Genomic DNA, 21,933 nt, shown 5'->3' with positions numbered 1-21,933 from the left:
CTTCCTTTTCTTTAATTGTTTTTTGATATACGTCTTAAGTGATGGGGGGCAAAAGCAATCGACACTTAGACTTTGCGACGTTTGAGGCGCAGAGCATTGAGGACAACTGAGACAGAGCTAAAGCTCATGGCCAGTCCTGCTATCATTGGGTCAAGCAGGGGACCTCCAAAGAGGTGGAGGACACCCATGGCCACTGGGATAGACAAGATATTGTAGATAAAGGCCCAAAAGAGGTTCTCTTTAATCGTTGTGATTGTCGCCTGACTAATTTTCAGAGCCTTAACGACATCCATGAGGCTTGGTTTCATAAGGACCATATCGGCACTTTCCATGGCAATATCTGTCCCTGAACCCATGGCAATACCGATATCAGCAGTCGCAAGGGCTGGGGCATCATTGATACCATCACCAACCATGATGACTGATTTTCCTTCTGCTTGAAGGTCGCTAATCACCCTAGATTTTTCTTGCGGAAGCACTTGACTGATAACACGCTTGATACCAACCTTTTGAGCGATGGCTTGGGCTGTTTGGTCATTATCACCAGTCAACATGATCACTTCCTTGCCCATTTGATGAAGGGCCGCCACCATATCGGCGCTATCCGCTTTAACCTGATCAGCTACACCAAAGAGTCCGATTAACTTACCATCTTCAGACAAGAAAATCGGTGTCTGACCATCAGCTGTCAAGTTTTGGAAATCAGCTTGTGCTGAAGTCAAGTCGACTTTTTCCTCTGCCATAAGGGTTTGATTCCCAGCTAGATAAGTTTTTCCTGCATAGCTAGCAGTTAGTCCTCGTCCAGTCAAACTTGAGAAATTATCCATTTCTAACAAGTCCAAGTTAGCATTCTCTGCCGCCACAAGGATAGCTTGACCCAAAGGGTGTTCAGACTTGGCTTCCAAGGATGCCAAAAGTTGCAAGGCTGCTCCGCTATTGCCATAAGTATAGCTAGAAACTAGCTGAGGTTTGCCCTGAGTAATGGTTCCTGTCTTGTCAAAGACGAGGACATCAGCCTTGTGAGCTAACTCGAGCACATCCCCACGCTTGTAGAGAATACCGTGTTCTGCACCAAGCCCTGTACCAACCATGATAGCCGTCGGTGTCGCAAGTCCCAATGCACATGGACAAGCAATAACCAAGATGCTAACTGCTACTGTCATAGCGAAGGTAAAGGTTTGTCCCATGACAAAGTACCAGAAGAGACCTGAAACAAGGGCGATAGCCATGACAACAGGAACAAAGACCGCTGACACCTGATCGGCTATCTTGGCAATAGGAGCCTTGGTTTGTTGGGCATCCTCAACCAATTTGATGATTTGGGAAAGCAAGGTGTCCTTACCAATCTTTTCCGCCTCATAAATCAGACTACCTTGACCATTAATAGAACCTGCAAATACTGGTTTACCAGCTGATTTTTCAATAGGAAGCGACTCACCTGTAAGCATACTCTCATCAATGGCAGAGCTACCAGAAATCACTCGCCCATCCACGGCTATCTTTTCCCCAGGTTTGACCACAATATAGTCACCAAGAACAACCTTATCCACAGGAAGCTTGACTTCCTTACCATCACGAAGGACAGTTGCTTCCTTGGCTGACAAGTGCATGAGTTTCTTGATAGCTTCTGAAGTTCGACCCTTAGAGAGGGTTTCAAAGTACTTACCTAGAGTAATCAGGGTCAAGATAACAGCCACTGACTCAAAATAAAGTTGGTGGGCGTGATGTGCATGCCCCAATGAAATGTGGTAAGTACCATAGAGACTATAAAGAAAGGCTGCCGACGTTGCCAAGGCTACCAAGGCATCCATGTTTGGGTGACCTTTGAGCAAGGTACGAAAACCATTACTATAGAAAGAACGGCCCAACCACATGACGGGCACTGTCAAAACTAGTAGCACCAAGGCATAAGTCAAAGCTGCATGATGAGGAGACAAGAAGTTTGGCACAGGTAGACCAACCATTGGCCCCATAGCTAGATAAAAGAGAGGAATGGTGAAGACTGATGACCAAATGAGACGCTCACGCACCTTGTGAATCTTGTCTTCTTCACGTTCTTCCTGACTTTTGGCTGTATCTGGATTGTAGACTTCGGCTTCATAACCAGCGTCAGCCACAGCCTTTTCAATAGCTTCTGGACTGACCTTATCCCCAGCATAATCCACAGACATTTTTTCGGTGGTTAGGTTAACCACAGCCTTGTCCACACCATCCAACTTATTAACAGCATTTTCAACGTTGGCTACACAGGATGCACAGGTCATCCCATTAACCACAAAGGTTTCTTTTGCCATTTCCTATATCACCTCCATATGATGCCCACAAGCACATTGGCCAGGCACACAGTCACACACCACCTGATCCACAGGTTCTTTTGCTAGAAGCAAGGCCTGCAGCTTATCCACATCAGCTTGAGTCATCGGCGTCTTCTCGATGAGTTGACCCAACAAGTCGCTGTGTTTGGTCAGGCAAATCTTATCAAAAACAGCTTCTAAAGCCTGAAAATTCGCCTCATCTTCCCCCAAGCTAGCTTGATAGATAAACCCTCGTCCTTGACGCTGACTAGTTAGGTACCCCTTGTCCGCTAAACGTCCAAGCAAGGTCTTAACTGTCGAAGCCGACCAGTCTAGCTTCTTAGATAGAATCGCTATAATCTCTGAAGAAGTCGCCTGCCCCTTAGCCCAGAGCACTCGCATGACTTCCCATTCCGCAGATGAAATTGTCAGCATGATAGTTCCTTTCTGAATGTTATTATTTGTTTACGTTTGTAGATTTATTTTAACACTATCGCGAAAGTGTGTCAAGAGTTTTTGTCTACATTTGTAGATTTATCGCGAAAAAATAAGCACCTCCTAAGAGGTGCTACACTTTACTAAGATAAGATTGAGTTGACGAGGCTACGGCCAAAATCCCTGCCTTCAACATACAAAAATTTAAACATGCCTGGGTAAATAACAGCCAAACAAATAATCATAAAGAGTATTGCTAGAGCTTTCTTATTTGATACAAAGAATGAAAAAATATGATCAATCATGTTCTGTGATGCCTTCTCTCCCTTTCTTTTTAGTTATAAGATCATTCTATAGTTTCCAAAAAGAAAAAAATAGTGACATAAATGTCACTAAAAAGGCTTATTCATTCGATACGAGATATACGAAAGTTCATTACGAGATTTAACCCTCAGCTTAAACCCTTATAAAGATACAAGGCACCAACCACAAGGAAAATCAGTGCATAGTGATTCTCTCCACGATAGAAAAATAGTAATGCTCCTATTAAGAAACAGACTCCTAGTATTACCCTTAATGATACTTTCATTTGTCTACCTTCTTTCTATAAGTGAGATGAAAATAAGAACAAGAGATAAATGTAATTGCCACTCCTCACTCATAGTATAATACTGGAAAATAAGAAAATCAAAATATCCCAAAGAATGATTTTGATGAAAAAACACTCCCCATTTCTGGAGAGCATCGTCTTCTATTTTTCAAAATGTGAACCGAATGTAACAAATTCAGCGACTTCTTTTTCCTTACCGTCGTGGAGGTCACGGACGATTTTTGATCCTACGATAACACCGTCTGATACAGCGTTAAAGCGTTTGATATCTTCCTCTGTTGACACACCAAAACCTGTGAGAACTGGAATGTCTGCATGGGCAGTCAAGTTAGCCAAGTGTTTGTCAAGGTCATCACGGTAATTACCAGTCTTACCTGTAACACCATTGATGGCAACGGCGTAGATAAAGCCTTCTGCACCATCAACCAACTGCTTCTGACGGTCAAGTCCTGTAGTCAAGCTCACCAGAGGTACGAGAGCAATATCACTGTCTTTCAAATAAGGAGTGATAAAGTCAGCGTGTTCATCTGGCAAGTCAGGAATAATAAGTCCCTTAACAGATGTCTCAGCTAGGTCCCTAACAAAGGCTTCAATACCATATTGATAAACTGGGTTGATGTAGGTCATGATAACCAAAGGCACCTGTGTTTTTTGTTCTTGAAGCTTCTTGATGATAGCTGTCAAAGTCACATCTTTAGCCAAACTACGTTGTCCTGCTAGTTCAATAACGGGACCATCAGCCACAGGGTCTGACCATGGAATACCCACCTCAATAGCTGAGACACCACTATTTTCCAAGAGAGCAATAGTCTCAAAGAGTCCATCTAGGCCTTTAGCGTGGTCACCCGCCATGATATAAGGTACGAAAATACCGCGTTTACTGTCTTTGATAGCTTGTAGGTGTTTTGTTAGTGTTTTTGTCATGGTTTATTTCCCTTCTGCTTCAGCTTCGAAACGTTCTTTAACCTGCATAACGTCCTTGTCCCCACGACCTGAGAGGCAGACGATAAGGCTTTGGTCTGGCGACATCTTAGCTGCCACTTTTTGCGCAAGGGCAATAGCATGGCTAGACTCAAGAGCTGGGATAATTCCTTCCAAACGTGACAGAAGTTTGAAGCCTTCGAGAGCTTCTTCATCCGTAATAGAGTCGTAAGTCGCACGGCCGATTTCGTTGAAATAACAGTGCTCAGGACCAACCCCTGGGTAGTCCAGACCAGCCGAGATAGAGAAGGCTTCCATGATTTGACCATGAGCATCTTGGAGGACATCCATAAGCGCTCCATGAAGAATACCTGGACGACCTTTGGCAAAGGTTGCGGCATGTTTTTCAGTATCAAGACCCAAACCAGAAGCCTCAGCACCATACATAGCTACTGATTTATCATTAACAAATGGGTAGAACATACCGATAGCATTTGAACCACCACCGATACAAGCCATGACGGCATCAGGCAGTTTACCGCCAGAAATCTCTGCGTATTGACGTTTGGCTTCACGACCGATGACAGATTGGAAGTCACGAACAATTTCTGGGAATGGTGCGGGACCAAGGGCAGATCCCATGATGTAGTGAGTATCCTCGATACCTGCTACCCAAGCACGAAGGGCTGCATTTACAGCGTCCTTAAGCACGCGCGAACCATCTGTAACACTGAAAACTTTGGCACCAAGCAACTCCATACGGAAAACATTAAGCGCCTGACGTTTAACATCTTCCTCACCCATATAGATTGTACAGTCCATGTCGAAAAGGGCTGCGGCTGTCGCTGTTGCAACACCGTGTTGACCTGCACCAGTTTCGGCGATGATTTTCTTCTTGCCCATACGTTTGGCAAGTAAAACTTGACCAAGGGCATTGTTAATCTTGTGGGCACCTGTGTGGTTAAGGTCCTCACGTTTAAGATAAATTTGCGCTCCACCAATATGATCAGTCAAACGTTTGGCGTGGTAAAGAGGCGTCTCACGGCCCACATAGTTTTTGAGGAGATCATCCAATTCCGCTTGGAAACTTGGATCTTCCTTGGCCTCACGATAGGCCTTGTCCAATTCAATAACGGCTGTCATCAGCGTTTCTGGAACGAACTGACCACCGAATTTTCCGTAAAATCCTTTTGCATCAGGTTGTTGATATGTCATGCTTTCACTCTTTCTATAAATGCTTTAATCTTATCTAAATCTTTGTGACCATCTGTCTCGACACCTGAGGACACATCTAAGGCATAGGGCTGGAAAGTTTCCTTGGCCTCTGCCACATTGTCCACAGTCAAGCCACCAGCGATGAAATAGTCCTGTTCAATCTGTTTGTCCGCCAAGAGTTGCCAGTCAAAGGTCTGACCACTGCCAGCAATAGGAGCATCAAAAAGAAGATAATCCGCCTGGCTCTTGACTTGAGACTCACTATCCGAAATCTGAATAGCTCTAATAACTGGTACTGATATCTTTGGAATCAGAGCTTCATCAAAAGTTCCATGAATCTGAACGATATCTAAGGGAACCTGACTAATCGCTTCTCCCAGTTCTTCAAGACTAGGTGAAACAAAGACACCGACGATTTTTGTCTGGCCTGTCACCCCTTTAGCCAGCCCGTGAGCTTGTTCAAGACTCACTTGACGCTTGCTTTTGGCGAACACAAAGCCAATGTAGTCAGCACCTGCTTCAACTGCAGTTGCTACTGCTTCTGGTGTCGACAGTCCACAAATTTTAACATTTGTCAATTTGCAACTCCTTGACCTTTTCAGCCACATTGTCAGCCGTCATAAGGGCAGTTCCTACCAGAATCCCATTAAAATATGGGGTAACAAGGGCAGCATCCTGACCTGTGAAAATAGCTGACTCAGAAATATAAACCGGCTTGTCCTTGAAATGCGTTGATAACTCAAGACTGGTATTGATATCTGTCTCAAAAGTGACCAAATTACGGTTGTTAACGCCAATAATCTCAGCACCAATACGATGAGCCACTTCCAATTCTGGCAGATTATGCGTTTCAACCAAGACTTCCAAGCCAAGGCTAGTCGCAAAATCATAGAGCTCCTTGAGACGAGCTTCTGGCAAGGCCGCTACAATCAAGAGAATGACTGTCGCTCCCGCATTACGGCTACGCACAATCTGTTTCTCATCAATAATGAAGTCCTTAGCCAAGGTTGGAATAGCCACCTGTGACGAAATTTCTTTCAAATAGGAAATATCACCCTTGAAGAAAACCTCGTCCGTCAAAACAGAAATCATGGCTGCCCCATTTTCCTCATAGGTCTTGGCTTGAGCCACAATATCCACATCCAGGTTAATATCACCCATACTTGGACTAGCTTTTTTCACTTCAGAAATAATTTGCAGCTTGTTTTGATTTGACTTGAGAAACTCATAAAGACGATAGGTCTGACGCAAGGGCTGCAAGTCTTCCATGACCAACTGGGCCACTTCTTTTTCTTTTTGTTCTAAGATTGTTGGGAGAAAGGCTTTACTCATACTTGTACCTCTTGGAGTTGGTGAAGTTTCTCTAGGGCTGATCCGTCCGCAATCAATTGGCGAGCAAGCTCAACACCTTCTTTAATGGTCGCAACCTTACCATTGGCAAAGAAGCCAAGACCAGCATTAAGCACTGTTGTTTCAAGATAAGGACTGGCTTCATTTTTCAAGACACTAAGGAGAATCTCTGCATTTTCCTTAGCATCACCACCTGTGATATCAGACAACTCAACCTTTTCCATACCCAAATCTTCATAAGTGAAAGTGTGTTGGCTGATGTGGCCATCTTCCAAAAGAGTGTAGGTGTTAGTGCCATAGAGAGCAGCTTCGTCCATATTGTCAGGACCTGTGATAATAACCGCACGTTTACGTCCCAACTGTTGGATCGCATTAGCAACAATCTCTTGCAATTCCACACGGTAGAGGCCCATAAGTTGTGTCTCAAGGTCAAGCGGATTAGCCAGTGGTCCGACCAAGTTCATAATCGTTGGAATCCCAAGAGCTTGGCGAGCTGGACCGATAAAACGCATGGCTGGGTGCATGGTTTGGGCAAAGATAAAGGCCAAACCAACCTCATCAAGTGCTTTAGATAGGGTTTCTGGTGACGCCGAAACGTTGATTCCAAGGGCTTCAAGGACATCTGCCGAACCAGATTTAGAGGAAATCGAACGGTTACCAGCCTTGGCCATACGAATACCACCTGCTGCTAAGACAAAGCAAACCGTTGTTGAAATGTTAAAGCTATAAGACTGGTCCCCACCAGTTCCACAGTTACACATAGCATCTGTGAAGGTCTCAGGCAAGACCGTCGCATGTGATTTGAGGGCACGCACGATACCTGTGATTTCATCTGCTGTTTCTCCCTTAGTTTTGAGCCCCATAAGGAAGGCAGCGATTTGGCTTTCTGAGACTTCATTTTTGAGAATGCGGTCAAAGACTGCTTGGACTTGGTCTTGAGACAAGTCTTGTCGATTTGAGATTTGTAGGAATATTTCTTTCATATTTGTTTTCCTTTTCAAAAACGGTTCAATGTTTTCGGATGCACGAGGAGATGTTCTGAGCGTAGACCAATCTAGTCAAAAGACTGTCTAACTAGTCTGCAACAATTTTCACGAAATTTTCAACCATCTTGAGCCCATCTGGACTTCCGATGCTTTCTGGGTGATATTGCAAACCATAAATTGGTAGCTCCTTATGTTGAATGGCCATGATTTCTTGATCATCAGTTGTGATAGCTGTCACATCAAAGCCCTCTGGCATTTGGTCAACAACGATGGAATGGTAACGCATGATTGGGACATCATTGTCAATATCCTTGAAAATTGGCGATGGCGTTTCAAAAGTAATATTGCTTTGTTTGCCATGCATGACATTCTTAGCCAAGCCAAGTTTACCACCAAAAGTTTCCGCAATAGCCTGGTGCCCCAAGCAAATTCCCATCATCGGTTTTTTACCAGCGAAATCCTTAATCAAGGCTTCCATTTTACCCGCATCAGCTGGCCAACCTGGACCCGGTGAAAAGACTAGCCCGTCAGCTTTTTCTGCCTCTTCATAGAGGGTCTCATCATCGTTACGCAAGACCTTTACCTCTGTAAATGTCCCTAGGTATTGTGCCAAATTATAGGTAAAAGAATCATAGTTATCAACTAATAAAATCATTGGACATCTCCTATTCTTGTCATAGCTTTCGCCTTGTTAATCGTTTCGTAAAATTCATTTTCAGGAACACTGTCATAGACAACACCTGCACCTGCCTGAACATAGGCTTTTTGATTTTTGAGAATCATAGTACGGATAGCAATGGCAAAGTCCATATCTCCTGTCGCAGACAGATAACCAATAGCTCCCGCATAAATACCACGTTTTTCCTGTTCAAGCTCATAGATACGACGCATAGCACGAATCTTAGGCGCTCCTGACACGGTTCCAGCTGGTAGGGTTGATTTAAGAGCATCAAGGGCTGTCAATTCAGGCAAGAGTTGCCCTTTGACCACACTGGTAAGATGCATCACATAGCGGAAATACTCAACCTCCATATACTTAGTCACCTTGACCGCACCATTTTTAGCAATCTTACCAATATCATTACGTCCCAAGTCAACCAACATACGGTGTTCCGCAGTTTCTTTGATATCATGTGAAAGTTCATCTGCCAAAGCAGCGTCTTCAGCCTCATTGGCACCACGAGGGCGTGTTCCAGCAATCGGATTGGTTACCACCTCTCCATTTTTCACTGAAACCAAACTTTCTGGGCTGGCACCAATCACCTGATAATCTCCAAAATCATAGAAATAAAGGTAGTTTGATGGGTTGGTCACGCGCAAGTTACGGTAGTAATCCAAAGGATCTCCCTCAAAGTCCGCTGAAAAGCGTTGACTAAGCACACATTGGAACATATCTCCCTCACGAATGAGTTTCTTAGCCTTAGCCACCATGTCCATGAAGACCTCTTTTTCGATATGATTTGAAAATTGCAAGGCTTGCAAGGCCTGAGGTGTAAACTCATTTGGCGCCTGAGTCTGTAGGCTAGTTACCACCTTCCCCAGAGCTTGACGCACCGCATCGTTATCACGACCTGAGTAGATATTATCCTCAACCACATAAACCTTTTCCTTCTTGTGGTCAAAAATCAAATAAGACTCATAGATGAAGAAATGCATATCAGGCGTTCCAATCGTATCTTCAGGAATGTCCCCGATATTTTCATAGAGACCAATCATATCATAGCCTGCAAACCCGATAGCACCACCTGCGAAAGGTAGGTCAGACTTTATGCCCTTGACTGTTACTTGGTCCAAGTATTCGAAAGGATCCTGATCAATCGCCTTACCATTTTCATAAAGCACACCATCCTTGAAGGTTACTTCAAAGACCGGATTGTAGGCAACAATAGAAAAACGTGCATTTTCTTTCTCACGAGGAATGGATTCAAGGATAACCTTGTGTTCCCCCTGAACACGCATATAAGCCAAGATTGGTGTTAAGGTATCGGCTGGTAAAATTTTTCTCATAGTATTTCCTTTCAAACTGGTTTATCGAGAGTAATAAGACTGATACAAGACTCCTTTATAGGATGTATCGGCACCGTTATTGTTCTTTATTCACTTTCTCTTCCAAAGCAATAAAGGCTTGAATCATGCTTCGCCAAACACTTTCAGCCACATCTGGTGACAGGCCAAGCTCTAGTGCCTCCTTACGACGGTTAGCTATCACTTGGGCAACACGATTATTCGCCCGGACTGCGGACTTATCTCCTTTGGGCTTCAGCCGCCCTGCCTTTTCCACAAGTATTTGACGTTGGGCCAGGAGTCGAATTAACTGACTGTCAATATTATCAATATCACTTCGAATATCGTTTAATGCATCCATAATACCCAACCTTTCATTGAATAATGAAATAATACTCCTTTAAGGTAAATAGACCTTTAAAGATAAAAGTAAACAAAAAACCTCACAGAGAAAAACTCTGTGAGGGCATTAAATCTAGTTTAACACGGTACCACCTCAGTTAATGGTCTCAAAAAAACGACCATCATCTCTATCTCCTCTAACAAGGAGTTGCACGGTAAGGGGTGCCAACCGAGAAGAATATGTGTTACCTTCTCATTATCATCCAATCAGCCCAATGTTCGCTCATCTCGATTACCTACTCACAATCACCGCAGGCTCCCTGAAAATCTAAGACCAGTTACTTTCTGATTTACTAACTATTGTACTCCTTTTTAAAAAGATGTCAAGAATTTTCTGTTAATTTTGACAATTCCCCTCCTATAAGATTCGTCTATACCTAATCCAGAAAGTGAGATAGTCTTGTCCCTAAGCTACACAAAATAAAAAAGCCCCCAAAGGGACTTCTTGGGTTGATAAACAACGGCAGGGTGACAGTCCTGCATCTCTTTCAGACCCGAAGGTGCGGCGGCTGCCTCTTCCGCCCTCGTTGTTACTTCTTAATTATATTATATCACATTTTCTTAGCTCTACCAGCATTTAGATAGTTTTTCAGCTTAGAATCTTTAATCACAAACATGGTACGGACATTAAGTTTATCACATAATCTGACCGCTACCAAAGCATTACCATCAATACGTTTGATGTATTCCAAGGACTGGCCATTAGGATGGCGACCGATATAGTCCGGATGAGCAATAATCTCTGGAATACGTTCATAGGTGGCATCAAAATCACTGAATTCCTGGCGATGTTTTTCCATATGCTTCTTACGTTGTGCAGACAGCGTGATTTCTTCACCAGGCTTGTAGTCCAAATCAAAAGTTTTAATGACTTTTGGCGTCAAGTGACCTACTATTTTCATGCTTCTATTGTACCACACCTCATACACATCAAGGCTTTTCCTACTGTTCAGCTATCAAAAAACTCAAGCCTGTTACCAAGCTCGAGTTTTGCTTTATGCTTTTTGGAAAGCACCTTGTTTATAGCTAATCCAGAAGAAAAGTGGTGTACAGATAGCCATTGCGACCAGATAGATTGGTAAGGTATAGCTATTAAGTGTCGAAATCTCAATCACATCTCGAAGATAGTAAGAGCTAATCAAGAAGCCAAAGACTGAGTAGATAATCAAGGCCACACGCCCCTTATTCAACGGAATACAAGCACGAATAACGGCAAGGACACCCGTTGATCCCATCATATAGTAAGACAGCGTCAGCATATCCGTATTGCTCATGCCAAGATAGACCTGAGACAGATGAAAAATAAGAACACTGATAACCAACATCAAGGCATTAGGAATAGACAACTGGAGCGAACGTCTGAGGAAATGTTTCTCAACAGGACGAATATTACGTTCGAAGGTTAAAATAAACGGTGGAAAACCTTCGATAAATTGACCCGCCAAAGTCATCTGAACTTGAATAAAAGGAAAGACCAAGAGGTACTCTGCCTTACCAAAAACAATACTGGCAATACAGATAAGCCCCAAAAGGAAGGAATAAACAGTTTTAATGAGGAAAATCGGTGCAATGTGGGCAATATTATTAACCACACGGCGTCCCTCAAATAGAATTTCAGGAATGTCCTTAAACTCAGAATCCATAAGCACCAAGTTGGCAATCTGACGTGTTGCAGGATCTCCCTCTGCCATAACAATCGAACAATCCGCTTCACGCAGTGCCAAGATATCATTGACACCATCACCAGTCATAGCTGTCGTATGCCCATTGGCATTAAGGGTTTGGATTAACAACTTTTTCTGGTGCGGAGATACACGACCAAAAATCGCAGTATCCTCAACCAAAGCCTCTAACTCCTCATCGCTGACCTTAGAACAGTCAATATAGCTTTGATAGTCGGCAAAACCAGCTTGATGAGCAATATGAGACACCGTCACTGGATTGTCACCAGAAATAATCTTAAGCGTCACATCTTCTGAACGCAGGTATTCCAGAGTTTCTGCAGCATCCTCACGAATAGGATCGGCAATTTCAAGTAAAGTCAAAGCCTCGACGTCATTCGGCAAAATCATGGTCTCTGTATCAACACCAGACTGACTCCAAGCCAAAATCAAAACACGAGACCCTCGTGCCTGAGCCTGATCGACTGCCTTGGGATTTTCCTTAAGAAGCATCTCAGGTGCTCCCAAAAAGAGAGTTCCAAGCCCATTAACGCTCACAGCACCCCATTTACGATCGCTTGAAAATGGAATAACGTCACCTACCTGATAATGATGTTCCAGACCCTCATAAGCATTTCGAATAGCCTGAGCTGTTGCATTTTTATCCTTGCTATGTTGCATATAAGCTGCAAGCAAACGCTCCAACTCCTCTTTCGTAAAACGCTCTGACAGTAGTTCCAGACCTTTAACTGTCATCTTTCCTTGTGTAATCGTCCCTGTCTTATCTAAACAAAGCACGTCTACACGGGCCAAGGTTTCAACAGAGTACATCTCTTGCACCAAGATATGTTTCATCCCAAGTTTAATGACAGCCGTCAAAAGTGATGTAATAGTCAAAAGGGCAATTCCCTTAGGCAACATTCCCAGAAGGGCTGTCGAACTGGTAACTACCGACTCTTGAAGGGAGAGCTGTTTAATCAAGTAAGCCTCAAAAAAGAGCGCAAGCCCAAACGGTATGACAATCTTTCCCGTAAACTTAGCAATCTTGTCCATATTATAAAGAATACGGGACACGATTGGCTTATGATTCTTGGCCTCTAGCATAAGCTTGTTAGCGTAATTGTCCTCGGCTACATGAATGACTCTGGCATAGACCTGACCACTCACAAGATAAGAACCGGAGAGCAACTCCTTCCCATCTTTCTTTAGAATGTGATCACTCTCACCAGTCAGCATGGCCTCGTTAAGCTCGGCTATCCCATCAACAACCACGGCATCACTAGGAACCTGCTCACCCGCAGACAAGAGCATGACATCATCCAAGACAATATCCTTAGGATCAATAGAAACAAGCTGTCCATCACGCACCACACGAATCTGATCCTTATTCATGAGATTGAGCTTATCAATCATGCGACGGGCACGCAACTCCGTCATCATCCCCGTAAAGGCATTAAGCACAATAATCCCAAAGAAAAAAAGATTAGACCAAGCCTGAACAGCAATCAAGGCCACAAAGATTGCAAAATTGAGCACATTAAAGGAGTTAAAGACATTACGCCTAAAAATCTCCCAATTGCTGGAGCCAGTTTTTGCTTTAAAATGATTTGTTTTACCGGCATCTATCCGCCGCTTGACCTCCACCTGCGTCAAGCCTTGTAACTGTTTTTTCATAACTTTCATAGTAGCATAAAAATGAGGTGTTTTCAAAGGTTAGCCGTCATGAATAGCAAGGAAATAGACCTACTATATCGAATCACTATCCCCACCTTTTTCTATCAAATTAAGCTACTTTCAAATAGCAAAGGCAGAAGTCTCTACAAAACACTTCTATGCTATCCTTTTCTCTAATTAAATCTACTTTGGTAAACTAAATTAAACAACCATTGAAGATTGATAAAGGGTTTTGGTTGAGCATCAATCACAGGTTGAACGGTCTCTCTAATTTCTTTTAGGACTTTTCGTTGATTATACTTAATATTGTGATAATGTTCATCAAAAGCATGTTGGAGAGTAAAATTACGATTAAAAATATAACTTTCACCTGAGTCCGGGTAAAAGACTAGAGTACCATCTGAAAAACCTAATACAGACGATTCTGTTCCTTTTTCTCTAGTTATAGCGTACGTCCCGTCCTCATCATAGCTAATACCATCTATTTCCGGTGTATAAATCCAGCCATTATTCTCCATCAGCATAACAATATCCGGCTCTGTCCCCTCCTTATGAGGAATATGCTGAGCATAATAAACAGAGTGGTATTTTAAATTAAAAAAACTAAATAGGCTCATTCCTAAAATTGTAACCAGCCCTATAAATAGTCCTACAAAAATCCCTAAAATATTGCTTTTTTTCATTGTCATCTTCTCTTTCTTTTTCTCTAATTAAACCTACTTTGATAAATTAAATTAAACAACCACTGAAGATTGATTAATGGTTTTGGTTGAACCTTCATAATTGGGGAAAAATCTTTCCTGATCTCTCGTTTAATTTTTGATTCATTAACTTTAGTTCTTTTTGCTTCTTCTGAAAAATAACTGACGTCCTCAAATCTAAACGTACTGTCAAAACCGATAGTCATATTATCTTTATCATATAAAAAACTTCCTGAACTTTTTGTTAAAAAAGATTTGCTTTTAGTATTTATAATAGCATTTGTTCCATCATCGACGTATCGAATACCATCAATCTCCGGTGTATAAATCCATCCCATATTCTCTACCAACATAACGATATCTGGCTCTGTCCCTTCCTTATGAGGAATATGCTGAGCATAATAAACAGAGTTAGATTTTAAATTAATAAAGATAAATAGGCTCATTCCTAAGACTGTAACCAACCCTATAAATAATCCTACAAAAATCCCTAAAATATTGCTTATTTTCATTGTCATCTTCTCCTTCCTCTTCTACGACCAAACTTTAATTAAACCTACTTTGATAAATTAAATTAAACAACCATTGAAGATTGATGAAGGGTTTTGGTTGAACATCAATCACAGGTTGAACGCTCTCTCTAATTTCTTTTTGAACTTTTCGTTGATTATATTTAATAGTATGATAACGTTTGTCAAGAGCAGTTTGGATAGAAAAATCATGATTTAAAAGATAGCCATCACCCGATGCCGAACTAAAATATAGAGTATCACCTGAAAGACCTAATATAGACGTTTTCGTTCCTTTTTCTCTAGTTATAGCGTACATTCCATCATCATCATAGCTAATACCTTCTATTTCCGGTGTATAGGCCCAACCCATATTCTCCATCAGCATAATGACATCCGGATCTGTCCCTTCCTTATGAGGAATATGCTGAGCATAATAAACAGAGTTAAATTTTAAATTAATAAAGGTAAATAGGCTCATTCCCATGACTGTAACCAACCCTAAAAATAGTCCTATAAAAATCGCTAAAATATTTCTTTTTTGCATTGTCATCTTCTCTTTCTTTTTCTACGACCAAACAATTTCTTGATCGGATTAACAACAAACCATTGTACACTATTTTTAACAAGTCTCATAATTTAAGGATTCGTGGCTTTGTAACTGATCTAACATTTTTATGAACAAGAAAAAATCAAGTCTTAACAAATTCCTCCAATACTTCTCCTCACTTTGTTAATCAAGCTAAACATGGTATAATAGTTAAGATTTTTATACTACTTATTTCTGGACAGAAGTGGGCAGTAAAATTTAAGAAACAGGGGCTAAACCCTTGATATGAAAGGAATCTAGAAAATATTATGATGAACATGCAAAACATGATGAAGCAAGCTCAAAAGCTTCAGAAACAAATGGAAAAAAGTCAAGCTGAATTGGCTGCTACAACTTTCACTGGAAAATCAGCCCAAGACTTGGTCGTTGCTGAATTAACTGGTGACAAAAAAGTAGTTAACATCACTTTCGCTGATGCTGTCGTAGATCCTGATGATGTGGAAACACTCCAAGATATGACTGTTCAAGCACTTAACAATGCTCTTGAACAAATTGACGAAGCGACTAAAAAATCAATGGGTGCCTTTGCAGGTAAATTGCCATTCTAAAAAATGAAAAGGAATCTCGCGGTTCCTTTTTCTATATACTCATCTAGCAACTCAGTCATAACATACAAAAGACTTGGACAAGAAGTCCAAGTCTTTTTGTGTTAGTCATATAAAAATTTTATTCTTCAACCAAGGCAAGACCTGACTGTGCGTCTTCTTCGTTTGCCAATTTATAACGATTCTTTTGACCTAAGTAAATACTTGCTGAATCCAATGAACTTTCTAAAGTAGGGTAATTCACATCCTCATTCGCTGTTTGGGAAGGTACAGGCCCTGAGATCAATAGTTCATCATCATTCTTGACATAAATCTGGTATTCTCCAACCTCGCTAGTTTGAGCTAAAATCTCATTCAACAAGTCTGGGTCAAGCGTTTGAGCTACTCCATCAACCACTTGATTAGAGTCTTGCTTATGCTCCGACGAATCCACTACCTCGGTGATAACGATGTAGTCAGGAGTTTCCTCATCTGTAGTCTTAGATTCCTCAGTTTCTGGCTGTTTTTGTCCAGGTGTTTCTTGCTTCTTCGTATCCTGAGCTTGCCCATCATGATTCTTCAAGTCCTCATCACTAACGGTTTGAACCATAGTCTTATTGGCATCTAAATCAAGTTTAGGAGTTTCTTTGACGTCAGCCGAAGCCCCGCTGGTACCCATGAATAAAGCCAGAGTCCCCAAAGTAGCAATCAAGCTGATTATTGCTTTGCCGATAAAACCATTATCTTTGTTCTTAATCATAAATCCCTCACTATTTATTTGGTTAGCTCTAACTGGCTAACAAGGCGTCCTATTTACTGCTGTAGGAGGCAAAAGGTTGGTTGAGCTGTTTGACCACCCCTTCACCCAGATAACAATATTAGCATGCAATCCCCTTGATTTCAAGCGTTTCTTTAATTTTTAAGCATTTTAAACAAATGACAACTTCATGTCTTAAAATTGGTGCTAATCTATTATCAGATTAGCTTTTTTACGCTATGCAAATGGTAATTTCTTTAAGTAGTACTTAGGGAAATAATAGTTGTTTTTTAGACAGATTCTTCAGAAAGCACTTTTGCTGACTTATCTCCAAAAAAATTTTATCGGATAGCAAAATTCTGTCCAAACACTTTAAATGTAACTATAAAAAAGAATTCTTGAGACAGGAAGTCGAATTCTAAACATCCTAAAATAAGATTAGGAACTAGAATTCCTCTATTAGTCAAAAGAATGCCACAACAAAAGGATTTAAGGGTAACTTTATGGAATGCCTCATAATAAATAACTAATCTTAAAGATGCATATCTCTCATTTAGATATATATTTTTAAGGTGTTTACAACTTCTTTAAAAATAACTAACACAAAAAAAATCATTACGAAAAGCCCTCTATTTCCCCATAAATAACTTTCCCCATATAGAAAATGTATCCTCCAAATTCAAAAAAAATGTCCGTATTCTGGATACGTCATTGCTAGAAACTATGAAAAAACTCTTTATCTATCATCAACTTTGACGGAAAACTAAATCCCCTTTGGCACCCCTATGATGAAGTATTTACCGACCTAAACTCTCCGATAATTATAGAAATTGAAAAAAATAGTATATCCACTCCGTAAAAGACTAAAAATAACCTAACTTTATAACTATTTCACCAAATCTTCACCTTACTCAAAGCTCATTTGAAATAGTATATTCTCATATGTAAGCGCTTCGTCCACATTTCTGTCACATGTAAGAAGAACCTCTCCACTTTTAACCCTTTTTTTGCCTCAAAACCTAGATATTCCAAGGAAAATCCGTTACAATAGAGTACGGAAAGATAGGTAATTATCAGCATCATTATTTTCGTATGAAAGGGAAATTCATGGCTTATATTCAAATGAAGCATAGCTATAAACGCTATAAAACCGGTGATCTGGAAATTATCGCAAACAACGACGTAAGCTTTGATATCGAAAAAGGGGAGCTTGTCGTTATTCTTGGTGCCTCTGGCGCTGGGAAATCAACCGTTCTTAACATCTTGGGTGGTATGGACACCAATGACGAAGGCCGCGTCATTATTGATGGTAAGCATATCTCTGAATACACAGCCAAAGAACTTACAACCTATCGTCGTGAGGACGTTGGCTTTGTGTTCCAATTTTACAACTTAGTTTCTAACCTTACGGCCAGGGAAAACGTCGAACTAGCATCTGAAATCGTTCCAAACGCTAAAGATGCTACTCAAACACTAGTCGAAGTCAGTTTGGGAGACCGCTTAGACAACTTCCCATCACAACTATCTGGTGGGGAGCAACAACGTGTCGCTATTGCACGCGCCGTTGCCAAAAATCCAAAGATTCTTCTTTGTGATGAACCAACAGGGGCTCTGGATTATCAAACAGGGAAACAAATCCTGACCCTCCTTCAAGAAATGGCTCGCAAACAGGGAACAACTGTTATTATCGTTACCCATAATGCTTCTCTAGCTCCAATTGCCGATCGTGTCATTCGAATGCACGATGCCAAGATTAAGAGTGTGGAACTTAATCCTAATCCACAAAAAATCGAGGACTTGGAATACTAGAAAGGAGCAACGTCATGAAAAAAACAACTTATTGGAAAGATGTTTGGCGAACCTTTGTAGCTTCTAAAGGGCGTATGCTCTCTATTGCCTTACTTATGGCACTGGGATCCTTTGCCTTGATTGGTCTTAAAGTAACTTCTCCTAATATGAAGAAAACTGGGGAACACTTCTTCAAGACGCATCAAACAGCTGACTTGAGCTTAATCAGTACTTACAGTATCAACCAAACCGATCAGGACCTTCTCAATACAATAAAAAAGAAGAATGTAGACATCGAGTATGGTTATTTCAAAGATGCTGTCGTCAAGGGGACGAATACGGCATTTCGTATCTTCTCTAAACCTAAGAAAATCTCCACTTACGACCTTATTGAGGGGAAACTTCCTACCAAGGACGGGGAAATCGCTCTTTCCTCAACTTATAAAGAAGAATATAGCGTTGGAGATAAGATTAACTTTTCTGAGCCAGTAGATAGCTCAGGGCAAAAACAGTTAAAGGAACAAACATATACCATTACTGGTTTTGTTAATTCCTCTGAACTTCTCTCTAGGAACCGTCTTGGTAATGCCAGCGCTGGTACGGGGAAACTAGATGGCTACGCCATTGTTCCAGAGACGGACTTCACCTCTAACGATTACATGATTGCCCGCATCCGCTACAAGGATTTGGAAAATGTTAGTCCTTTTAGTGAAGAATACGCAAATAAGATTTCTGAACGAAAGGCTGAACTCAAGAAACTCTTTAAAGATGAACCTGAGAAACGCCTAACTGAGATCAAGTCTCAGTCTCAAGCTCAAATTACTCAAGCTAAACAAGAACTTGAAACAGCCCTCGCACAGACCCAGCAAATGGCTACAAGCAACGCTGCTGAAGCTGCTAATGTCAAAGAAGCTACTAACAAGATTGAAGCCAAGCAAAAAGAACTCGAAGAAAGTCAAGCAATGGTCGATAATTTACCAGCGCCTAGCTATCAATTCTACTCTCGTCGAGAGATTCCGGGTTCTGAGGGATATGTTGCTTATGAAAGTAATATTAACATCATTCACGATGTGAGTAACATCTTCCCTGTCGCCCTCTACTTTATGGCAGCTTTGGTTACCTTTGTAACCATGGGACGCTTTGTTGAAGAAGAGCGTGGTAAGGCTGGTATTTTCAACGCCCTAGGCTACAGTAATTCGCGAATTATCCATAAATTCGTCATTTATGGTTTGATAACGAGTATTACTGGTACAACCGCAGGTGTTATTACCGGTCATACACTACTTCCGATTCTAATTCACAACACTTATAAGAGCGATTTGCAGCTTCCTGCTTTTGAATTGCACTTCTACTTAGGACTTACCCTTGTGGCCTTCCTTTTAGGTCTCTTATCTGCTGTGCTACCTGCCTTTGTGGTTGCCAAAAAAGAGCTCTGGGAAAAGCCTTCCCAACTCCTCCTTCCAAAACCACCTCGAGCAGGAGCTAAGATTGTCCTAGAGCGCATCACACCGCTTTGGAAACGTCTCAGCTTTACGGAAAAAGTTACCATGCGTAATATTTTCCGCTATAAGCAACGGATGTTTATGACCCTCTTTGGTGTCGCAGGTTCTATTGCACTTCTCTTTGCAGGTTTAGGAATTCGATCTTCTGTATCTAACCTTAACCAGCAACAGTTTGAAGACATCATTCACTATGATATGATTGTTGCCAAGCAACCAAATGCGTCAAGTGCTCTGGATGAGGAACTCACTAAACTCCTCGATAGCAAAGACGTCAAAGAATACTTGAATGTCCATTTTGAAACCTTGCAAAAAATTGCCGGTACCAATAAGGACACTCAAGAAATCTCAACCCTTGTCTTTAACGACCGTGACGAAAAACTCATTGACAGTTACGTTAGCTTACATGACCGAGACCGCAATAAGACTCTCAAGCTATCTAATGAGGGAGCAATTATCTCTGAAAAAATGGCAAAACTTCTAAACCTCAAGGTCGGAGATACCATTACTGTGCAAAACAGTCAGGATGAATCTGTCAAGATTAAGATAGCTGGTATCACTGAAATGTACATGGGGCATTTCCTCTTTATGAATGCTAGCTACTACCAAAAAGCTTTTGGAACACCTTCAGTGAATAATGCCAACCTTGTTACTCTCGCTGAACCAACTAAGCAAAATGTTGAAAATATGGCAGCCAAATTCATCAACTTACCAAATGTTTACGGTGTTGTTCAAAACAACAACCTTAAACTGCAAATCAGCACTATGGTCAATTCATTGACACAGGTTATTGGTATTTTGATTACGGTTTCCATTCTCCTTGCTGTGGTTGTTCTCTATAACCTAACTAACATCAACGTTTCAGAACGTATCCACGAACTTTCAACCGTTAAGGTTCTTGGTTTCTACAATAATGAAGTATCCCTCTACATCTATCGTGAAACTATTTACCTGTCTATCATCGGTATCTTCGTAGGGTTTGGTCTTGGACAAGCACTCCACCAATATATGGTAAGCATCATTCCACCAGATCGTATCATGTTTGATCCATCTATCGGATTGGCTACTTACCTTCTACCAGCTGTTCTTATCGGCTTCATTCTTATTATCCTTGGCTTCGTCGTTAACAAACGCCTTGCCAAACTAAATATGCTTGAAGCCCTAAGTTCAGTTGAATAAGCTAAAAACGCCTGAGAAGCAATTCTCAAGCGTTTTTTATGTTCAATAATTTATTTCGTTTTAGTCTTAGCCAACTCTAGACAGTAGGTCTTCACATGACAATGAGGACAAGTCAGTTTACGAGTCCTAGGAGTATGCCCTGCAAGAGCAAAGTCTTTAAAACTAGGGTCAAAAGCCTTATGACAATTAGGACAGAGGTATTCGAACTGCTTTCTATAGTGAAACACCACTAAATTTGTGGCTATGATAAATGCGGGGCAGACAACAAACAAACCTCTAGGATCCTTAAAATAATAAATGACTATCAGTAGACTTACCAGATAAAGAAGGGAGATTAGAACAATACTCCCATACATTCTCAACTGCAAATTTCGCCATGATTTTTGATTTTCCATAAGACGTGAAATGTCTGACAAATCTTCTAGTGAAAGTTGACGCCACTTAGCAGTTTCTTTTTGCAAGTGATGGGCACGTTTTAGTTTGACCTCTATTTCCTTCGAAGACTTTTCCAAGCTCTCGATTTGATCTGTCAACAAAAGCTCTAAAACCTGTTCCCTATTCTCCTCTTGCAAGAGTTTTTTGATTTGATTAATTGAGAAATCCAAATCTCTTAAGAAACAAATGACTTGCAGGCGTTCCAAGTCTGATTCGTAATAGATTCTCCGACCACCTTCTGTGACTTCAGACGGCGTCAAGATACCTCGTTGATCATAGTACTGGACAGTCCTAACAGACACTTCTGCTGCCTTAGCCAACTCCCCTGTTGAAAACTGCGACATCTCAGTCACCTCCTTTTAAGATTTTCTATCAAAGG

Annotated in this window: 20 protein-coding genes; 3 read left to right on the top strand and 17 right to left on the bottom strand. The window is 41.3% G+C overall.

From position 1 onward, the window contains the following. Nucleotides 1-65 precede the first annotated feature (65 nt). From H7T93_RS06770 to H7T93_RS06700, 15 genes are all read right to left on the bottom strand, one after another. Nucleotides 66-2,294, bottom strand: a complete 2,229-nt coding sequence (locus H7T93_RS06770; RefSeq protein WP_195519943.1) for a heavy metal translocating P-type ATPase — start codon at nt 2,292-2,294, stop codon at nt 66-68. A 3-nt stretch (nt 2,295-2,297) separates the two neighbouring features. Beyond that, nucleotides 2,298-2,729, bottom strand: a complete 432-nt coding sequence (locus tag H7T93_RS06765; protein ID WP_195519944.1) for a CopY/TcrY family copper transport repressor — start codon at nt 2,727-2,729, stop codon at nt 2,298-2,300. Between the two features lie 751 nt (nt 2,730-3,480). Continuing rightward, complete coding sequence (trpA, locus tag H7T93_RS06760; RefSeq protein WP_195519945.1) at nt 3,481-4,263, bottom strand: tryptophan synthase subunit alpha; 783 nt, start codon at nt 4,261-4,263, stop codon at nt 3,481-3,483. 3 nt (nt 4,264-4,266) lie between these two features. After that, nucleotides 4,267-5,475, bottom strand: coding sequence for a tryptophan synthase subunit beta (gene trpB / locus H7T93_RS06755; protein WP_002891598.1), 1,209 nt, complete (start codon nt 5,473-5,475; stop codon nt 4,267-4,269). Continuing rightward, nucleotides 5,472-6,053, bottom strand: coding sequence for a phosphoribosylanthranilate isomerase (locus H7T93_RS06750; RefSeq protein WP_195519946.1), 582 nt, complete (start codon nt 6,051-6,053; stop codon nt 5,472-5,474). The genes trpB and H7T93_RS06750 overlap by 4 nt, the downstream gene beginning before the upstream one ends. Then, entirely contained in the window at nt 6,040-6,807 is a 768-nt protein-coding gene (trpC, locus tag H7T93_RS06745; RefSeq protein ID WP_195519947.1) for an indole-3-glycerol phosphate synthase TrpC, read from the bottom strand. Before trpC ends, H7T93_RS06750 begins: the two co-directional genes overlap by 14 nt. After that, the gene (trpD, locus tag H7T93_RS06740; protein ID WP_073689563.1) at nt 6,804-7,808 is read right to left on the bottom strand and encodes an anthranilate phosphoribosyltransferase; all 1,005 of its coding nucleotides are present in this window, start codon (nt 7,806-7,808) and stop codon (nt 6,804-6,806) included. Before trpD ends, trpC begins: the two co-directional genes overlap by 4 nt. Before the next feature lie 91 nt (nt 7,809-7,899). Further along, nucleotides 7,900-8,466 carry an aminodeoxychorismate/anthranilate synthase component II gene (locus H7T93_RS06735; protein ID WP_070655476.1) on the bottom strand — a complete coding sequence of 189 codons (567 nt, stop codon included), beginning with the start codon at nt 8,464-8,466 and terminating at the stop codon, nt 7,900-7,902. Beyond that, nucleotides 8,463-9,818, bottom strand: a complete 1,356-nt coding sequence (gene trpE, locus H7T93_RS06730) for an anthranilate synthase component I (RefSeq protein WP_195519948.1) — start codon at nt 9,816-9,818, stop codon at nt 8,463-8,465. The genes H7T93_RS06735 and trpE overlap by 4 nt, the downstream gene beginning before the upstream one ends. A gap of 76 nt (nt 9,819-9,894) precedes the next feature. Next, the gene (locus H7T93_RS06725; protein WP_195519949.1) at nt 9,895-10,176 is read right to left on the bottom strand and encodes a chorismate mutase; all 282 of its coding nucleotides are present in this window, start codon (nt 10,174-10,176) and stop codon (nt 9,895-9,897) included. A 592-nt stretch (nt 10,177-10,768) separates the two neighbouring features. Beyond that, a complete protein-coding gene (locus tag H7T93_RS06720; RefSeq protein WP_175057744.1) occupies nt 10,769-11,119 on the bottom strand; it encodes a PBECR2 nuclease fold domain-containing protein in 351 nt (116 codons plus the stop codon). Between the two features lie 93 nt (nt 11,120-11,212). After that, nucleotides 11,213-13,561 carry a cation-translocating P-type ATPase gene (locus H7T93_RS06715; RefSeq protein WP_073685975.1) on the bottom strand — a complete coding sequence of 783 codons (2,349 nt, stop codon included), beginning with the start codon at nt 13,559-13,561 and terminating at the stop codon, nt 11,213-11,215. 164 nt (nt 13,562-13,725) lie between these two features. After that, the gene (locus tag H7T93_RS06710; RefSeq protein ID WP_175057745.1) at nt 13,726-14,235 is read right to left on the bottom strand and encodes a hypothetical protein; all 510 of its coding nucleotides are present in this window, start codon (nt 14,233-14,235) and stop codon (nt 13,726-13,728) included. Between the two features lie 23 nt (nt 14,236-14,258). Beyond that, nucleotides 14,259-14,765: a hypothetical protein gene (locus H7T93_RS06705; RefSeq protein ID WP_201041709.1), complete on the bottom strand. Its 507-nt coding sequence runs from the start codon at nt 14,763-14,765 to the stop codon at nt 14,259-14,261. Nucleotides 14,766-14,799: 34 nt separating this feature from the next. Further along, nucleotides 14,800-15,309 carry a hypothetical protein gene (locus H7T93_RS06700; protein WP_175057746.1) on the bottom strand — a complete coding sequence of 170 codons (510 nt, stop codon included), beginning with the start codon at nt 15,307-15,309 and terminating at the stop codon, nt 14,800-14,802. Nucleotides 15,310-15,620: 311 nt separating this feature from the next. Here H7T93_RS06700 and H7T93_RS06695 point away from each other — a divergent pair, with 311 nt between their 5' ends. Next, on the top strand, nt 15,621-15,920 hold the full coding sequence (locus H7T93_RS06695) for a YbaB/EbfC family nucleoid-associated protein (RefSeq protein ID WP_021143723.1): 300 nt from the start codon (nt 15,621-15,623) through the stop codon (nt 15,918-15,920). Between the two features lie 118 nt (nt 15,921-16,038). Here H7T93_RS06695 and H7T93_RS06690 read toward each other — a convergent pair whose 3' ends face one another. After that, nucleotides 16,039-16,656: a hypothetical protein gene (locus tag H7T93_RS06690; RefSeq protein ID WP_175057747.1), complete on the bottom strand. Its 618-nt coding sequence runs from the start codon at nt 16,654-16,656 to the stop codon at nt 16,039-16,041. A 1,104-nt stretch (nt 16,657-17,760) separates the two neighbouring features. On the opposite strand from H7T93_RS06690, the gene H7T93_RS06685 reads away from it, so the two are divergent. Further along, entirely contained in the window at nt 17,761-18,462 is a 702-nt protein-coding gene (locus H7T93_RS06685) for an ABC transporter ATP-binding protein (RefSeq protein WP_201041708.1), read from the top strand. 14 nt (nt 18,463-18,476) lie between these two features. Then, complete coding sequence (locus tag H7T93_RS06680) at nt 18,477-21,119, top strand: FtsX-like permease family protein (protein WP_201041707.1); 2,643 nt, start codon at nt 18,477-18,479, stop codon at nt 21,117-21,119. Nucleotides 21,120-21,169: 50 nt separating this feature from the next. Here H7T93_RS06680 and H7T93_RS06675 read toward each other — a convergent pair whose 3' ends face one another. Further along, nucleotides 21,170-21,898 carry a MerR family transcriptional regulator gene (locus H7T93_RS06675; RefSeq protein WP_037604075.1) on the bottom strand — a complete coding sequence of 243 codons (729 nt, stop codon included), beginning with the start codon at nt 21,896-21,898 and terminating at the stop codon, nt 21,170-21,172. Nucleotides 21,899-21,933: the final 35 nt, after the last annotated feature.

The sequence above is a fragment of the Streptococcus sp. 9.1 genome (assembly GCF_016648815.1).
GTDB classification, from domain to species: Bacteria; Bacillota; Bacilli; order Lactobacillales; family Streptococcaceae; genus Streptococcus; species Streptococcus salivarius_E.
The sequence above is the reverse complement of the archived record's forward strand: the minus strand, read 5'-3'. Positions and strand labels throughout refer to the sequence as shown.

Bases quoted from the DNA above. Each gene is read 5' to 3' on its own strand.
- H7T93_RS06770 (WP_195519943.1), bottom strand. From the start codon at position 2,294: ATGGCAAAAGAAACCTTTGTGGTTAATGGGATGACCTGTGCATCCTGT.
- H7T93_RS06765 (WP_195519944.1), bottom strand. From the start codon at position 2,729: ATGCTGACAATTTCATCTGCGGAATGGGAAGTCATGCGAGTGCTCTGG.
- trpA (WP_195519945.1), bottom strand. From the start codon at position 4,263: ATGACAAAAACACTAACAAAACACCTACAAGCTATCAAAGACAGTAAA.
- trpB (WP_002891598.1), bottom strand. From the start codon at position 5,475: ATGACATATCAACAACCTGATGCAAAAGGATTTTACGGAAAATTCGGT.
- trpC (WP_195519947.1), bottom strand. From the start codon at position 6,807: ATGAGTAAAGCCTTTCTCCCAACAATCTTAGAACAAAAAGAAAAAGAA.
- trpD (WP_073689563.1), bottom strand. From the start codon at position 7,808: ATGAAAGAAATATTCCTACAAATCTCAAATCGACAAGACTTGTCTCAA.
- H7T93_RS06735 (WP_070655476.1), bottom strand. From the start codon at position 8,466: ATGATTTTATTAGTTGATAACTATGATTCTTTTACCTATAATTTGGCA.
- trpE (WP_195519948.1), bottom strand. From the start codon at position 9,818: ATGAGAAAAATTTTACCAGCCGATACCTTAACACCAATCTTGGCTTAT.
- H7T93_RS06725 (WP_195519949.1), bottom strand. From the start codon at position 10,176: ATGGATGCATTAAACGATATTCGAAGTGATATTGATAATATTGACAGT.
- H7T93_RS06720 (WP_175057744.1), bottom strand. From the start codon at position 11,119: ATGAAAATAGTAGGTCACTTGACGCCAAAAGTCATTAAAACTTTTGAT.
- H7T93_RS06715 (WP_073685975.1), bottom strand. From the start codon at position 13,561: ATGAAAGTTATGAAAAAACAGTTACAAGGCTTGACGCAGGTGGAGGTC.
- H7T93_RS06710 (WP_175057745.1), bottom strand. From the start codon at position 14,235: ATGAAAAAAAGCAATATTTTAGGGATTTTTGTAGGACTATTTATAGGG.
- H7T93_RS06705 (WP_201041709.1), bottom strand. From the start codon at position 14,765: ATGAAAATAAGCAATATTTTAGGGATTTTTGTAGGATTATTTATAGGG.
- H7T93_RS06700 (WP_175057746.1), bottom strand. From the start codon at position 15,309: ATGCAAAAAAGAAATATTTTAGCGATTTTTATAGGACTATTTTTAGGG.
- H7T93_RS06695 (WP_021143723.1), top strand. From the start codon at position 15,621: ATGATGAACATGCAAAACATGATGAAGCAAGCTCAAAAGCTTCAGAAA.
- H7T93_RS06690 (WP_175057747.1), bottom strand. From the start codon at position 16,656: ATGATTAAGAACAAAGATAATGGTTTTATCGGCAAAGCAATAATCAGC.
- H7T93_RS06685 (WP_201041708.1), top strand. From the start codon at position 17,761: ATGGCTTATATTCAAATGAAGCATAGCTATAAACGCTATAAAACCGGT.
- H7T93_RS06680 (WP_201041707.1), top strand. From the start codon at position 18,477: ATGAAAAAAACAACTTATTGGAAAGATGTTTGGCGAACCTTTGTAGCT.
- H7T93_RS06675 (WP_037604075.1), bottom strand. From the start codon at position 21,898: ATGTCGCAGTTTTCAACAGGGGAGTTGGCTAAGGCAGCAGAAGTGTCT.